At 59.7% G+C, this 15292-nt stretch carries 15 protein-coding genes; 7 read left to right on the top strand and 8 right to left on the bottom strand.

What is annotated here, in order from left to right:
* Positions 1-7: 7 nt before the first annotated feature.
* Positions 8-1516, bottom strand: a complete 1509-nt coding sequence (locus ASE04_RS06710; protein ID WP_056813975.1) for an efflux transporter outer membrane subunit — start codon at positions 1514-1516, stop codon at positions 8-10.
* Positions 1517-1790: 274 nt separating this feature from the next.
* Between ASE04_RS06710 and ASE04_RS06705 the strand changes: the two genes are divergently transcribed.
* Positions 1791-2516 (top strand): response regulator, encoded by a 726-nt coding sequence (locus ASE04_RS06705; RefSeq protein WP_056814101.1) that lies wholly within the window; start codon positions 1791-1793, stop codon positions 2514-2516.
* Positions 2513-3769: an ATP-binding protein gene (locus ASE04_RS06700; protein ID WP_056813972.1), complete on the top strand. Its 1257-nt coding sequence runs from the start codon at positions 2513-2515 to the stop codon at positions 3767-3769. Before ASE04_RS06705 ends, ASE04_RS06700 begins: the two co-directional genes overlap by 4 nt.
* Positions 3770-4034: 265 nt before the next feature.
* Here ASE04_RS06700 and ASE04_RS06695 read toward each other — a convergent pair whose 3' ends face one another.
* Positions 4035-4256 carry a hypothetical protein gene (locus tag ASE04_RS06695; RefSeq protein WP_056813969.1) on the bottom strand — a complete coding sequence of 74 codons (222 nt, stop codon included), beginning with the start codon at positions 4254-4256 and terminating at the stop codon, positions 4035-4037.
* Between the two features lie 538 nt (positions 4257-4794).
* Here ASE04_RS06695 and ASE04_RS06690 point away from each other — a divergent pair.
* The gene (locus ASE04_RS06690) at positions 4795-7221 is read left to right on the top strand and encodes a glucose/quinate/shikimate family membrane-bound PQQ-dependent dehydrogenase (protein WP_056813965.1); all 2427 of its coding nucleotides are present in this window, start codon (positions 4795-4797) and stop codon (positions 7219-7221) included.
* Positions 7222-7260: 39 nt separating this feature from the next.
* Here ASE04_RS06690 and ASE04_RS31145 read toward each other — a convergent pair whose 3' ends face one another.
* The 5 genes from ASE04_RS31145 to minC form a co-directional block, all read right to left on the bottom strand.
* Positions 7261-7410, bottom strand: a complete 150-nt coding sequence (locus tag ASE04_RS31145) for a hypothetical protein (RefSeq protein ID WP_200960690.1) — start codon at positions 7408-7410, stop codon at positions 7261-7263.
* 250 nt (positions 7411-7660) lie between these two features.
* The gene (locus ASE04_RS06680; protein ID WP_056813959.1) at positions 7661-7933 is read right to left on the bottom strand and encodes a hypothetical protein; all 273 of its coding nucleotides are present in this window, start codon (positions 7931-7933) and stop codon (positions 7661-7663) included.
* A 285-nt stretch (positions 7934-8218) separates the two neighbouring features.
* Positions 8219-8479, bottom strand: coding sequence for a cell division topological specificity factor MinE (gene minE / locus ASE04_RS06675; protein WP_056813956.1), 261 nt, complete (start codon positions 8477-8479; stop codon positions 8219-8221).
* The gene (minD, locus tag ASE04_RS06670) at positions 8476-9294 is read right to left on the bottom strand and encodes a septum site-determining protein MinD (RefSeq protein WP_056813953.1); all 819 of its coding nucleotides are present in this window, start codon (positions 9292-9294) and stop codon (positions 8476-8478) included. Before minD ends, minE begins: the two co-directional genes overlap by 4 nt.
* 32 nt (positions 9295-9326) lie before the next feature.
* A complete protein-coding gene (minC, locus tag ASE04_RS06665) occupies positions 9327-10049 on the bottom strand; it encodes a septum site-determining protein MinC (protein WP_056813950.1) in 723 nt (240 codons plus the stop codon).
* Between the two features lie 184 nt (positions 10050-10233).
* Here minC and ASE04_RS06660 point away from each other — a divergent pair, with 184 nt between their 5' ends.
* Complete coding sequence (locus ASE04_RS06660) at positions 10234-10554, top strand: hypothetical protein (protein ID WP_056813946.1); 321 nt, start codon at positions 10234-10236, stop codon at positions 10552-10554.
* A 73-nt stretch (positions 10555-10627) separates the two neighbouring features.
* Here ASE04_RS06660 and ASE04_RS06655 read toward each other — a convergent pair whose 3' ends face one another.
* Positions 10628-11659, bottom strand: coding sequence for a LacI family DNA-binding transcriptional regulator (locus ASE04_RS06655; RefSeq protein WP_056813943.1), 1032 nt, complete (start codon positions 11657-11659; stop codon positions 10628-10630).
* Between the two features lie 266 nt (positions 11660-11925).
* Here ASE04_RS06655 and ASE04_RS06650 point away from each other — a divergent pair, with 266 nt between their 5' ends.
* From ASE04_RS06650 to ASE04_RS06640, 3 genes are all read left to right on the top strand, one after another.
* Entirely contained in the window at positions 11926-13002 is a 1077-nt protein-coding gene (locus ASE04_RS06650; RefSeq protein ID WP_056813940.1) for an ABC transporter ATP-binding protein, read from the top strand.
* 52 nt (positions 13003-13054) lie between these two features.
* Positions 13055-14290: an ABC transporter substrate-binding protein gene (locus ASE04_RS06645; protein WP_056813936.1), complete on the top strand. Its 1236-nt coding sequence runs from the start codon at positions 13055-13057 to the stop codon at positions 14288-14290.
* 63 nt (positions 14291-14353) lie between these two features.
* Positions 14354-15289: a carbohydrate ABC transporter permease gene (locus tag ASE04_RS06640; protein ID WP_056813933.1), complete on the top strand. Its 936-nt coding sequence runs from the start codon at positions 14354-14356 to the stop codon at positions 15287-15289.
* The last annotated feature ends 3 nt before the right edge of the window (positions 15290-15292 follow it).

Genomic DNA, 15292 nt, shown 5'->3' with positions numbered 1-15292 from the left:
CTGTCTCTCAGGCACCGTTCGGCTTCGTCGTGTCAAGATGTGGTCCTTCGCGGCGATCGGTTACCGCCGGCGTATCGACATCGACAGCTGCATCCCAACCGCCACCCAACGCCTTGTTCAAGGCGATGTAGTAGGTGGCGACGTCAGATTTGCTCTCGATGAAGTTTTCTTCCGCCGAGTAAAGCGAACGCTCGGAGTCGAGCACGTTGAGGAAGTTCGTGGCGCCGGTCTCGTTCAGGGACCTCGACAGTCTCGCAGCCGTTCGATAGCCCTCGACGGAAACCGAGAGCTTTGTCTTCTTCAGTCGCGATTGGTTGAGGGCGACGATTGCATTCTCGATATCTTCCATCGCCGAGAGGACGGCGGACTGGTAGGCGACGAAATACTGGTCGCGTTCCGCCTTTGCCGCATCCACCGCAGCTTTGAGCTGGCCACCCTGGAATAGGGGAATGTTGACGGTCGGGCCGAATGACCACCCGATCGTCGAGGCCTTTGCCAGGCTCGATAGACTCGTTGCCGAGCTGGAAATGCTGCCCGTCAGACTGATGGAGGGATACCGATTGGCTTCGCTCTGGCCAATCTTGGCGGTGTACTGGGCAAGCCGGCGCTCAGCCAGACGAACATCCGGCCGGTTGATGAGAATGTCGGCCGGTATCCCGACCGCTGCCGGTCCGCGCGGAGAGGGGATCGCGGCTTTCTTGGAAAGACGGGCTTCGACGGCATCCGGCGACTTGCCGAGAAGCACGCCAAGCCGGTGCACCATCTGCGCATACGAGATCCTGTATGCCGGTACATCGGCTTCGGTCGATGCGGCCTGTGCATCGGCCTTTGCTGCATCCATGCCTGTTGCCTCTCCAGCCTCGAACTGTCGACGGGTCAAGGCCGCTGTCTGGCGTTGGGATTTGGCCGAGCGCTCGGCAAGATCAATCAGCGCCTGATACTCTCTCGCCTGAACGTAGTACGACGAGACATCGCCGATCAGCGTGACGAGCGTGTCGCGCAGGTCCTCTCTTGCTGCGTCCTCGCTGTAGCGAGCCGCTTCAAGCGCGCGCCGGTTGCCGCCGAACAAGTCAAGTTCCCAACTCGCGTCGAAACCGGCCGCGTACTGCCAGGACGTTGTCGCGACGTCATTGGATGTTGAGCGACTGCGGGTCGTCGAGGTCGAACCGGACGCTGTCGGCAGAAACGCACCCGCCTGCTCTCTGGTTTCCGCGCGGGCCTGACGCAGCTTTGCCTTTGCTGTTGCAACGTCGAGATTGCTTGCGACAGCTTCCGCAACGAGATCATCCAGCAAGGGATCGTTGAGATTCTTCCACCAGCTGATCAGTTCCGGCGGCCGTTTCTGATCGGCTTTCTTCGTCTTGCTGAAGGAGGAGGGAACGACGAGTTGCGGTCCCTGGTAATCCGGTCCGACCACGCATCCGGTCAGGGCCGACGTCAACACGAGTGCGCCGCAGAGCTGGAGCGTCCGAGACCGAGTGGCACCGCGCAAAGGATCGTTTCGAAACCTGTTCATTATTCATTCCATATTATCGGTAAGCCGGAGAGCCGCGATGCCGTGCATTGCGCAAGATGCTCGGGAGGCGTAGCAGCCGAGGTGGGCGTGTTCATGAGAACCGCTCTAGCCGGGGAGTTTGTCCGGGCTTGCGCCTGAATGTTTCCAAAGGCGTCTGGCGAACGGAAATTTGTAAACGAATGTTGCTGTCGGCCCGACGGCAATGAAATGTTACAAAACTGTTTGGCACGACGTCGACAGGAGCGTTATTCGCAAGGTCGAAGAGGCTAGGACGATGAATACGGCGGAACACATACTGATCGTTGATGATGACCGCGAGATCCGCACCCTGCTGTCCCGTTACCTGGAGGGGCAGGGGTTGCGCGTCTCCGTTGCCGCCGATCGGCGCGAATGCGAGGCGGTGCTGGCAAGCACGAAGCCCGATCTCATCGTGCTCGATGTCATGCTTCCGGATGGATCGGGTCTCGATATCTGCCGCGACCTCCGCGACAGAAGACCGCCGGTCGCCGTCATTCTTCTCACCGCCTTGAAGGAAGATGTCGACCGCATCATAGGGCTGGAGCTTGGCGCTGACGACTATCTCAGCAAGCCATTCAACCCGCGTGAATTGCTGGCGCGCATCAAGGCCGTGTTGAGACGGATGGGATCGCCGGAGCCGCTTAGCCCGCAAGCGAAGATTTACAATTTTGCGGAATTTGAAGTGGACACTGATCTTCGCCGCGTTCTTCGGGACGATGGGCAAGAGGTGGAGTTGACGGGGGCGGAGTTCGATCTGCTGAAAGTGTTTCTCGAGCGCCCCGGACGCCTTCTGTCTCGTGATCAGCTTCTGGACGTAACGCAGGGGCGGAGTAGGGATCCTCTCGACCGGTCGATCGATGTGCTGGTCAGCCGGCTTCGGCGGAAATTGGGCGACAGCATGTCAGGCCCACTATTCAAGACCGTTCGAAATGGCGGATACCAGCTGTCTGTCCCCGTAAGATTGACGACGTCAGATCGATGAAATCACTTCGAAACCGAATTGTTGGTCTCCTCATCCTGGCGATCGTCACCGTTGTGGCTCTTGCGACCTTCGTTGCAAGTCGCGTCCTTCAGCCGCCCAGCGCCGAAATGACGGTCGCCGCGACCGTCGCCCAACTCCGCATTTCTAGAGAACTCGTCAGTTATAGCCGCGACGATGCGGTGCGTGCGGGCGTCGTGTTGAAGAACATTCCCCCGACCGGGATGCGAGACGATCGCTTGTCCGATGCACTAGATCGCGCCCTCGAGAAGGACGGGATCGATGCGGAAGGGCTCGTCACCATGCCGTCAGGAAATGAAGACGGATCGATGGCGGCGATCAAGCTGGCTGATGGCGAATGGTTGTTTGCGGTCCTGCCAAACCACGGCCCGCCGCCGGATGGCTGGTTCGTTCTCGCCGGCTGGATGATCCTCATCGTGCTCGGAAGTACGGCCGTCTCGATCTTTGCGGCCTCGAAGATTATCGGTCCGCTGGAATTGTTGCAAAGTGCGGCCGGCCGAATAGGAACGGACGGCGTCCTGCCACACATACCCGAGACCGGAGCCGGCGAGGTTCGAGCAACGGCGCAAGCACTCAACCGCCTGTCAGCGCGGCTGCGATCTGCGATGGAAAGCCGGATGCGCCTCGTCGCCGCTGCCGGCCACGACCTGAGGACGCCGATGACACGGATGCGGCTTCGTGCGGAATTTGTCGCTGACGATGACGAGCGCGAGAAGTGGCTCTCGGACCTCGAGGAACTGGATGCAATCGCCGACAGCGCGATCCGTCTCGTCCGCGAGGAGGTGGCTTCTCCGGGGGTGACCGAGACAGTTCACTTGCATGAACTGGTCGCGGATATTGTCACGGAGTTGCAGCAACTGGGCTTCAAGGCGAAGCCGACAGGGCTTGAAGAGACGGTTGCACGGGGGGCGCCTCTCGCGCTCAAGAGAGCCGTCCGAAATCTCGTCATCAACGCGGCGACGCACGGCGGTGGGGCTAGCGTCAGCGTTCGGCAAAACGACGGCAAGGCGGTGATCGTCATCTCGGACAACGGTCCGGGAATTCCGCCCGATCGTCTGGGCCAGATTTTTGAGCCATTCTTCCGGGTCGACAGTGCCAGACGGAAGACGCTGCCGGGAGCCGGCCTCGGGTTGGCTATCGCCAAGGAGATCGTCGAACGCTTTGGCGGCACGATCGAGGTCGCAAACCGGAATCCATCGGGTCTTGTTCAGACGGTCAAGCTCGACCTTCACTAAGGATCGCTGCCGCAGAAGGCACGGTTATTTAACGTACTGTTAACCATGGTATTGTCTATTTCAGCCTCGCAATATGATGTTGCGGGGTGATTTGACTTATGAATTCCGTTCGATGCGCGGCTCTGCGCCTTGCGCGCTTTCGCAGGCAATGTCACTCGACGTGAGCTACACCGGCGCTCTCGGCGGATCGGACAGCAGTCAAATGGTCAGAGGAGTGTTGAAAGCGCGCTTCTGAGGTTCGGATCCTGCGGGGATAGCCGGAGGCTTATTCGTCTTCCCCAGGCATCAGGCCATCGAAGACCTCAAGCATAGCCTCGGCAATTGCAACGCCAAGCGCATTTCCCGCCTCGGCGATTGCGCTCTCGTCCATGTCACGGGCGGCGATTGCCAGATTGCCGCCCTGCTCGGCGACGATTGCCTGCGCTCGTTCGATCGCCCACTGGGCGAAGTCGTTGCGGTTCTCAATGGTGACGGTTTCCGTGTCCATATAACTATTCCTTGTTCACGAATTCTTCAGGAGTCGGCGGCAGTATCATTTTCGCGCGGTAAGTTGTGCGTACGCGCTACCTCTCCTACCAAAAGTAGTTAACCTGCAGAGCAGGATCCGACAGGGCACACGCGCTCCGGCAGCGCCGCGAGCGGACCGGTCTCGAATTTCACAAACATAGTCGCTTCGCAAGCATCAAGTGGAAATGTCGCCACCATTTGAATGTGGAGGCTTGCGATGCGGAGAGCGCGTTTGGGCGCTTAGGGTAACTGTCGACCACCTATTTCTTGGTGCTTGTCAGCAAGCTTGCGTGGGTTCTATATGCTGGCATTGCAGCAATGCTGCATTTACCAGCGTAGGGAGGGCGTTGGTTAGATCTCAATCCCCCAGGGTGCCGAGATACGTCGGACCTTCAGCCGACGCGGCGCTCATTCGACCGAATGAAGAGGACCCGCGCCGTGCACATCGCATTGATCTCCAGCGTGTTCAAATTTTCCAGCTGTCTCGGTCAGAAACCAGAACGGAGTTGGAAGCATCCATGACCAATCCAAATCAACCCCTGTCATTTCTTTCGAAGGCCTGGCTAAGCCTCCTCGGCGCAATCCTCATCCTCGCTGGTCTTTTCCTCGCCATCGGCGGCGCCAAGCTCGTCACGCTGGGCGGCAGCCTGTACTTCCTGTTGAGCGGAACCGCGATCGTTGTTTCGGGACTACTGATTGTGATGCGCAGGCCCGCAGGCGCGCTTCTCTTTGGGCTTGTGATCCTGCTGACGGCCGCATGGGCGATATGGGACGCGGGCCTTGAGTTCTGGCCGCTGATCTCGCGGCTGCTTGCGTTCGGTGTCGGTGGCGTGGTCATCGCTATCTCGAACCCGCTTCTTCGCAAGGCGCGCGGTCTTGCCCCGGCTTACCTGTCCTCGTTTGCCATCGCCGCGGTTCTGGCAATTGTCTCCGGCGTCGCCTTCGTCGGCATGTTCATGCCGCATCCAACGGTCGCCCTTTCGAATACGCCGTCACCACTGGTGCCAGTCGACGCGGCAAAGGAGCAGAAGAACTGGGAAGCCTATGGCAACACGCCGGGCGGCAGTCGGTTCGTCGCTCTCGACGAGATAACCCGCGACAATATCAGTGGCCTGAAGGTCGCCTGGACATACCAAACCGGCGATACGCCGCTTAGCCCTGATGGCAACGGCGCGGAAGATCAGGATACACCGCTGCAGGTTGGTGATCGGGTCTTCCTTTGCACCCCGCACAACAATGTCATCGCGATCGATGCCGACACCGGCAAGGAAATCTGGAAGAACGAGATCAACGCGAAGTCTTCCGTATGGATGCGTTGCCGCGGTCTCGCTTATTTCGATGCAACCCGTGCGCTCGAACAGCCGACCCTTCCGGACTCGACACCTGTCACATCCGTGGCCGTGGCACACGGCGCACTGTGCCAGCGCCGCATTCTGATGAACACGATCACCGCAGAGCTGATCGCACTCGACGCGGACACGGGGGCATTTTGCCCTGACTTCGGCAACAATGGCCGCGTCAGCCTCAAGATCGGTCTCGGAGATGCGCTGGACCCGCAATATGTACTGACCTCGGCGCCGACGCTTGCCGGCACGACGGTGGTGGTTGGCGGTCGCATTGCCGACAACGTCCAGGTCGACATGCCTGGTGGCGTCATGCGCGGTTTCGATGTCGTCACCGGCGAGCTGCGCTGGGCTTTCGACCCAGGCAATCCGGACATCACGAAGTTGCCGCCGGAAGGTAAGACCTATACCCGGTCGACTCCGAATGTGTGGGCCTCGATGTCCTATGATGCAGCCTCGAACACAGTCTTTATGCCCGTCGGCAGCCCGTCCGTCGACCTTTACGGTGTGACGCGCACGGCGCTCGACCACAAGTATGGTGCCTCCATGCTTGCTCTCGATGCGACGACCGGCCGGGAGAAGTGGGTCTATCAGACCGTCCACAATGATCTTTGGGACTTCGATGTCCCGATGCAGCCGAGCCTCATCGATTTCTCGAATGAAGATGGGACGACGACGCCCGCTCTGGTTTTTGGCACAAAGGCCGGACAGCTCTACGTTCTCGACCGCGCCACGGGCAAGCCGCTGACAAAGGTCGAAGATGTCGCCGTCAGGCCGGGCAAGGTTGCAAACGAGCCTTATGCACCGACGCAACCGAAATCCGTCGGCATGCCGCAGATCGGTGCGGAAACGCTGACCGAATCCGACATGTGGGGCGCAACGCCCTTCGATCAGCTGCTGTGCCGTATCGCTTTCAAGGGAATGCGCTATGACGGGCTCTATACGGTGCCGGACACCGATTTGTCCCTGAGCTTCCCCGGCTCGCTCGGTGGAATGAACTGGGGTGGCTTGTCCACGGATCCGACGACCGGAACGATCTTCGCCAACGATATGCGGCTCGGTCTGTGGATCCAGATGGTCGAAGCTGCACCGACCGATGCGGTCAGCAGCGGCGGCGAAGCCGTCAACACCGGCATGGGCGTCGTGCCGATGAAGGGCACGCCGTATGCGGTCAACAAGAACCGCTTCCTGTCAGCTCTTGGAATCCCCTGCCAGAAGCCGCCGTTCGGCAGCCTCACGGCAATCGATATGAAGACGCGCCAGATCAAGTGGCAGGTTCCTGTCGGCACGGTGCAGGACACCGGGCCCTTCGGTATCAAGATGGGACTGCCGATCCCGATCGGCATGCCGACGCTCGGCGGTACGCTGGCAACGCAGGGCGGTCTAGTCTTCATCGCCGGCACGCAGGACTATTATCTGCGCGCGTTTGACAGCTCGACCGGCAAGGAGGTCTGGAAAGCAAGGCTCCCGGTCGGCAGCCAGGGCGGCCCGATCTCGTACAAGTCGCCCAAGAAAGGCAAGCAGTATGTCGTGATATCCGCCGGTGGAGCGCGTCAGTCGCCCGACCGCGGCGATTATGTCATCGCCTATGCGCTGCCCTGAATCAAAAGACCGGTCCCATAACGGGGCCGGTCTGCCGCTTTACTGAGCGGGATGAGGCTGACCGACAAGGTAGAAGTAAGCCCACGCCGCAATGAAAAAGGCGATAATTGCCAGCGCCACCAGCAGCTTCGTTGGACGCGGCTTGCGAGGGGGTTTCTGCTTTCGAAATGGAATAATGTTTTCGTTCATGGCGCCTGCTGTGCCCTCGTCACCAGATGATTCTGATTTGAAGATGTTGCACAGACGAAAAAGGCGCTCAACCCTTTCGGGGAGCGCCTTTTCTTTCCCGGACAGCAAACGCCGCAACCTTGAGGGTTACACTGCAGGCCGTCGATACGGGTGGTGAGCGCTAAATGGCACCGTCATCCGTGAAAATCAAGAGCGGCAAGCAAAAAAGCGGTGGGGAGGGATTTGCCTTTCGCTGCCAAGCTCTTCCGGCCTAGTGAGGGCGGTTGTGTCCCCAGTTGCAGATGTCCTCTTCGGTGATCCAGATATCGCCATCGAAGGCGAGCTCACCCCGTTCGAACTTCAGGCTTGCAACCTTCTCGAAAACCGTCATCTGTGCGGCCGGAAATGTTGCCGAGCGCGTGTCCACGCCGTCCATTGCGTCTTCGGTTATATGAACAGCCTTATGAGCGTTGCCAGCGTCCATGACGATAATGGCTTGCCGCCCGATCACTTTGATTTTTCCAGGTATGGCCACGAGTGGCATCTTCGTCTCCTCGGAAACGTCTGCCAGTTCATCATCGCGCGACGTGCTGGCAACCTTCTGATTCTACAACGCCGGCGCGGAATTTCGCAGCGGCGTCTCCTTGGGAAAAAGCGTTATCGAGGCTAGGCCGTCATAGTTAACGGGAAGTTAACACCCCTATCCGAAAGGGTAATTCCTCGACCGACAGGTGTAGGAAATGAAGAGCTGCAAGCTCTCCGCAAAAAGGCCGGTCAATTTGAATGACCGGCCCAAGTAGAGCTGTGGCGGCTGGTGAAGTCTGTGCTCTCAGGCGGCCTTTGCGTTGCCTTTCAGAGGAATTTCGACGTCGATCTCAAGGATCGACATATGTTCGTCGCGATCGATCTTGACGTGAACCCGGTCGTTATCGAGCTCGACGTGCTTTGCGATGACGGCGAGAATTTCCTCGCGCAGTATGGAGACCAGATCGGAGCTGGCCGAGATACGCTCGTGAGCCAGCAGGACTTGCAGGCGCTCTCGCGCTGCCGGCGCCGTTCGCTGTTTGTTGAAAAGCTTGAAGATGCTCATGCTGCTGCCCTCCGACCAAAGATCTTGCCGAAGATGCCGCGCTTTTCGCCCGGTATCGTAACGGGCAGATCTTCGCCTTTGAGCCTGCGAGCAGCCTCGAAATAGGCGAGTGCCGGAGCGCTGCGGGCGTCGGCGAGTGTTACGGGCGCGCCGATGTTGGAAGCGCGCAAGACGTCGGTGCTCTCGGGCACGATGCCGAGCAGCGGAATCGACAGGATCTCGAGGACATCATCCACCTTGAGCATGTCGCCGCGCTCCGCGCGCGTCGTGTCGTATCGCGTGAGAAGCAGGTGCTTCTCCATCCGCTCTCCGCGTTCCGCCTTGACCGTCTTGGAATCGAGCAGACCGATAATGCGGTCGGAATCGCGAACAGAGGAGACTTCAGGATTGGTAACGACCACGGCGACGTCGGCATGGCGCATGGCGAGCGTGGCGCCGCGTTCGATGCCGGCCGGGCTGTCGCAGATGATCCAGTCGAAATGGCGCTTCAGATCGCTGATGACCCGCTCGACACCCTCAGGCGTCAGGTTGTCCTTGTCGCGCGTCTGGGAGGCGGGCAGAAGGAACAGCGTTTCCAATCGCTTGTCGCGGATCAGCGCCTGCGACAGCTTGGCGTCGCCCTGGATCACGTTGACCAGGTCGTAGACCACGCGGCGCTCGGCTCCCATGACGAGGTCGAGGTTCCGGAGGCCGACGTCGAAATCCACGACAACGACCTTCTGGTTCTGCTGAGCCAGAGCTGCCCCGAGCGCGGCGGTGGAGGTTGTCTTGCCCACTCCGCCTTTACCCGAGGTGACGACGATGACTTTCCCCATCTTACTCTCCTGTTTTCCGGCCGGGCCTCGGCTCAGATAAGTTTCTCTGCTCTGATCGCATCGCCCTCGAGCCAAAGCTGAACAGATTGTCCGTGCAGCTCGGGAGCCATGTCTTCGGCTGTTTTGTAGATTCCGTCGATGGCCACCAGCTCGGCCTCGAGTTTGCGGCAAAAGATACGCGCCGATGCATTTCCAAGCGAACCGGCCATGACGCGGCCACGCAGCGTTCCATAGATATGAACCGAACCACCGGCGACGATCTCGGAGCCGGATGCGACCGATCCGATGATCGTCACATCCCCTTCCGGGAAGATGACCGATTGGCCGGATCGTACCGGCTCGCGGATGACGATCGACTGCAAGGTTGGCCGGCTCTCGGCTTGAACGGAGGCGGCTTCGGGTGCTGCCGCGGCCTCTTGCTTCGGCAGATCGAAGTCGGAAACCGGTTTGCCGCCCTTGAGCGCCGGTGGCATGCCAGGGCCGAGGACCGACGGCCTCCCACCCTCGATTCCCATGATCGAGACGTTGCGGGCCGCCAGCTCGGAAATCAGTTCCTTCAACTGTTTCCGATCGATCGGCAGGTCCGTCACATCGAGAACGACGGGTCTTCCGAGGAAGAAGCCGGCGGATCGGGCGGCCAGATCGTCCAGGCGAACCAACCAATCATCGAAGGGAAGGTCGGGCGACAGCATGACCGCCAGGAAAGAGCGGCCCTTGATACGGATCGAGCGAGCGTCTGTTAGCACTTTGGTCATCTAGGTTAAGAAATCGTTGATCCGATTTAGTGCCGATTTGGTTAACAAAAGGTAAACGCCGGTCGCGCGCAGCCTCAAATTTGCAAGATTGTTAACCATTCAGATCGAGCGGGGAGATCGGGGAACAATGCGCAATGCCATGGGTTTTCTCAACGTTACCAAAGCAAAATGAGGAGAAAACGCTATGCGTCGTTACATCCTGTTGGCATCCGCGCTAACCCTTGGTCTTGCCGGTTCGGCCTATGCTCAGTCCAACATGGACGCAGGCCCGACAAACAGCGGCTCAGTGAGCCCCAGCTTTTCGTCAGATTACACGAGCGGCGATAACGGCACACATCCGATCGTTGTTTCGCCGGGTGTGGATCCGACGACCACCCAAAGTATTGTAACCGAGCCTAAGACACTCAATTGTCCGGGCATGCCGCAGCAGGGCATGGGCGTTGATACGCGCGGTGGCGAAAGCGGCGCATCCATTAGCGACGCCTGCAGAGAATACGACAACTGATCTGATTCCATTGACTGGCGCTGCGCCGGTGGCGCCAGTCCTCTAACCGGTCTGTTTCCCGAACATTATAAGCTTAGCTGCTCTGCCTCTGCAGAAGGGTAAACCTCGTATCGATGACCGAGGAAGCTGCCCTGCCGGATTCGTGTATCCGATCGAGAATAAGGCGTGCTGCCTCTGTGCCGATAAGGTCGCCGGGTGGCCTTATCGTCGTCAGGGCGGGATTGCATGCGGCACTGAAGCTGAGGTCGCCGAAACCTATCACCGACAAGCGCTCTGGAATCTGCACGCCGATCCGCTGGCATTCAAAGATGACGCCGAGCGCGATGTGGTCATTCGAGCAGGCGACCGCATCTATGTCAGGATACTTTCTGATCGCCTCCGCGAGCAGCATGGCACCGATCGCGGCATTGGCGGGAGCCGGGTGCTGGACGATCTCGGCGCTGACGCCTTCCGTCTCCCGAGCTGTCTTCAGGAAACCATCGGCGCGCAATGTCGCCCTTCTGTCCTCCTGCAGTCGCGCTCCGAGGAAAAGCAGACGCTTTCTGCCTCGCTGGACAAGATGTGTTGCGGCAGTGCTACCGACCTGTTCATGGTAAAAGCCGACCGCCATATCGATCGGCTCGCGTCCCAGCTCCCATAATTCGAGCACCGGCACATTGCCGTCCTTCAAGAGCCTGCGCGTCGTTGCGCTATGCGATAGGCCGGTCAAGACGACAGCCGCGGGTTTCCATGACAGCGCCATTTTGACGAGGTTCTCCTCCTCGCGCTCGCTATATTCCGAATGTCCCAGCATGACCTGCAGGCGCTCCTTGCCGAGCTCGGCCTGCATGGTCGCGACCGTTTCCGCGAAAAACGCATTGCGAACGGACGGGACGATAACGCTGACAGCGCGAGAGGATGCAGCGGCCAGTCCCCCGGCCATGAGGTTGGGGACATATCTGAGCGCGTCGATCGCCTCCGCGATGGCGCGGCTTGCCGTGGCCGAAACGGCGTCGGGCTTGCGCAGATAGAGCGAAACCGTTGACGGCGATACCTGCGCGCGCTCGGCCACATCCATCATCGTCACGCTCTGCATCTTGCGGCGGTGCCGCTTTGTCGCTTCCATGGCTTGCCTCAATTTCGCAGCGCTGCAAAGTTCGATGATGATAGGCGGTGAACAGCGAAAATGCAAGGCGGGTATTCTCGTCAATTCAACTAAACTATTGAAAATAAGCAATTTGATCCGCTTTCAGGATCGATAAGCGTTCTGCCGATTGCTTCTGAAACAAGCGCAAAACATCGGGTCTTGATCTTCTTAAATCGTAGCGCTATGATAAGCCCACCTTGATACAGCGATGAGCGACAGACTGCATCGCGCTTTGGGAGGAAATCGTGGCCTCGGTAAGTTTGAGAAAGCTCGACAAGAGCTATGGCGCACTGCGCATTGTTAAGGGCATCGATCTGGAGATCCACGACGGCGAGTTCGTCGTGTTCGTCGGTCCGTCCGGCTGTGGAAAGTCCACGACCCTTCGAATGGTCGCAGGATTGGAATCCATCACGGACGGTGAAGTCCGGATCGGCGACCGGGTCGTTAACAAGCTGGCACCGCGCGAACGCGACATCGCGATGGTGTTTCAGGACTACGCGCTCTATCCGCACAAGACCGTCCGCGAGAACATGGGCTTCAGCCTCAAGGTTCGCGGCATGAGCAAGGCCGAAACCGACAAGCGTATCGGCCAGGCGGCGGATATGCTCGGAATTGCCCATCTGCTTGACCGCCGTCCAGGCCAGTTGTCTGGTGGTCAGCGTCAGCGTGTCGCCATGGGGCGCGCGATCGTCCGCCGCCCGCAGGTGTTCCTCTTCGATGAGCCGCTTTCGAACCTCGATGCAAAGCTGCGCGGCCAGGTGCGCACAGAGATCAAGCGGCTGCACCAGACCATTGGCACGACGATCATCTACGTGACCCACGATCAGGTCGAGGCCATGACGCTTGCCGATCGTATCGTCATTCTCAAGGGCGGCGATATCGAGCAGGTTGGCACGCCGGATGAGGTCTACAACCGTCCGGCCAGCGTTTTCGTCGGCGGCTTCGTCGGCTCGCCGGCGATGAATTTCACCAAGGCGAAGGCGCAGGGCTCCAACCTGCATCTGCCGAATGGCGATCTGCTTCCGCTTTCGGCAATAGCGGGCAATGGCCTGTCTGCCGTCGATGGCCGTGAATTCATCGTTGGTATCCGGCCGGAGCATTTCGTTCCGACACAGTCTGGCGGTGCAAGCCTCAACTGTCGTGTGCAGGTCGTTGAGCCGCTGGGCTCCGATACTCTCGTTCACTTTGCCATGGGCGACGCCACCTTGACAGCGCGCATGCCGCCCGAGGTTCGCCCGACGGTTGGCGAGACTCTCACGGTCGGCATCGATCCATCGAAGATTCATCTCTTCGACGCCGCCAGCGAGCGCGCCATCCACTAACGTCCAGGCGCTTGCGCGCCCGACCCTTATGAACTTTCAATGGGAGGAAAGCATGAACCGCAACATTAGAGCCGCCGCGCTCGCCTGTGCCACCATCTTCAGTTTCGCCGCACCGGCGCTCGCCGATACCGAGCTCAAGATCTACATCTCGAGCCAGCACCAGCCGAACGTATGGCGCAAGGCGCTCGATCAGTACGAAGCCAAGACGCCGGGCGTCAAGGTAACGATCGAGACGGGCGGCAACACGTCCGAAGCGCAGGCGCAGTACCTGAACACCGTGATGTCGGCCAAGGATCCGTCCTTGGACGTGCTGATCCTTGATGTCATCCGTCCTGCTCAGTTTGCTGCTGCCGGCTGGACCAGCGATGTCGAAGGCAAGGATCTTTCTTCCTACCTGCCGGCATACGCTGAAGCCAACACCGTGGGTGGCAAGACCGTTGCGCTGCCGGCTTTCGCTGATGCGCAGTTCCTCTACTACCGCAAGGATCTGCTCGACAAGTATGGCATCCAGCCGCCGAAGAGCTGGGACGAGCTGAAGACCGCCGCAAAGACCATCACCGACGGCGAGAAGAATCCCAATCTTCAGGGCTTGTCGTTCCAGGGCAAGGCAATCGAAGGCGCTGTCTGCACCTTCCTGCTGCCGTACTGGAGCCAGGGCAAGGCTCTGACGAACAACGGTCGTCTGTCCTTCGATCATGATGCGGCCGTCAAGTCGCTCGCGCTGTGGAAGAGCTTTGCCGATGACGGCACGGCCAAGAAGAATATTGCCGAAGTGGCAACCGATGACACCCGCAAGGAATTCCAGGCCGGCAACGTCGTCTTCGCAGTGAACTGGTCCTATGCATGGGCACAGTCGCAGGGAGCGGAATCGGCTGTTGCGGGCAAGGTTGGCGTTGCTCGCCTGCCGGCAATGGCGGGCGGTGAATCCGCCACGTGCCTCGGCGGTTGGGAATGGGGCGTTTCGGCCTTCTCCGCTCATCAGGATGAAGCCAAGAAGCTTGTTTCCTACCTATCGAGCTCCGAGGTTTCGAAGTTCATGGCGATCAACGCATCGCTGCTGCCGACCTATGCCGATCTCTACAAGGATGGCGACGTGACGAAGTCCGCTCCCTGGTTTGCCGATGCGCTGCAGGTTGTCGAGACCGCCAAGCCACGCCCGGTTACCCCTCGCTATAACGAGGTGAGCGAAACGATCCGCACCACCGTGAACGCGGTTCTTGCCGGCGTCTCGACGCCGGAAGAGGGCGCAACCCAGATCGAGTCTCGGCTGAAGCGCATCCTTCGCTGATCAATCGTAGAGGGCGGCCTCCGGTCGCCCTTCTAAACCACCCGATGGACCGGAACACTTGCCATGGCGACCACAACCTCCCTCAAGATCAGCGCCGATGACGAGCCGCGCCAGGCTGCATGGGTGCGGTGGCTGGACCTCAGTGATAGATCGCTGGCCATCCTCCTGCTTGCTCCGGCGGCCCTCCTGCTTGCCTTGATCATCGTCTACCCTGTCTGTCGGCTCGCCTATACGAGCTTCTTCAGCCTGTCGCTAACGTCGGGCCTGCCGGCCGAGTTCGTCGGCTTCGAAAACTACCAGCTGATGATCGACGATCCGGTCTTCTGGGAAACCACCTGGAACACCGTGCTCATCACCCTGATTACCGTTCCGGGCGCACTCATTGTCGGGCTTGGGCTAGCGCTGATGGCAAACCTGCCGTTTCGCACCCAGTGGCCTGTTCGCCTGTCGCTTCTGATCCCCTGGGCTCTTCCGCTTTCCTTTGCCGGCCTGATCTTCGCGTGGTTCTTCCATTCCGAGTACGGCGTCGTCAACGATGTCCTGAACCGCCTCGGTCTGCCCGGCGTCATCTGGTTCAATTCGCCGAACTGGGCATTTGCCGCAATCTGCCTGACGATCATCTGGAAGACCTCGTCCTTCATGGCGCTGATCATCCTGGCCGGTCTGCAGACCATCCCGCGTTCGCTCTATGAAGCAGCCGATGTCGACGGTGCCGGTCGTTTCCGCCAGTTCTTCGAGATCACGCTGCCGCTGTTGAAGCCTTCGATCGTCGTTGCCCTGATCTTCCGTACGATCACGTCGCTGCAGACCTTCGATATCCCTTACATGATGACGGGTGGTGGTCCCGGTACGTCCACGGCGACACTTGCCATGTACATCCACCAGAACACCGTCTCCTTCCTCGATCTCGGTTACGGCTCCGCGCTTGCCGTCGTGATGTTCGCGCTCTCCATGTGCGTCACCGCCGTCTACCTGCGCATGATCCGCACCAAGGAGTAACGC

It is taken from the genome of Rhizobium sp. Root708 (assembly GCF_001429725.1).
Lineage (GTDB): Bacteria > Pseudomonadota > Alphaproteobacteria > Rhizobiales > Rhizobiaceae > Rhizobium.
The sequence above is the reverse complement of the archived record's forward strand: the minus strand, read 5'-3'. Positions and strand labels throughout refer to the sequence as shown.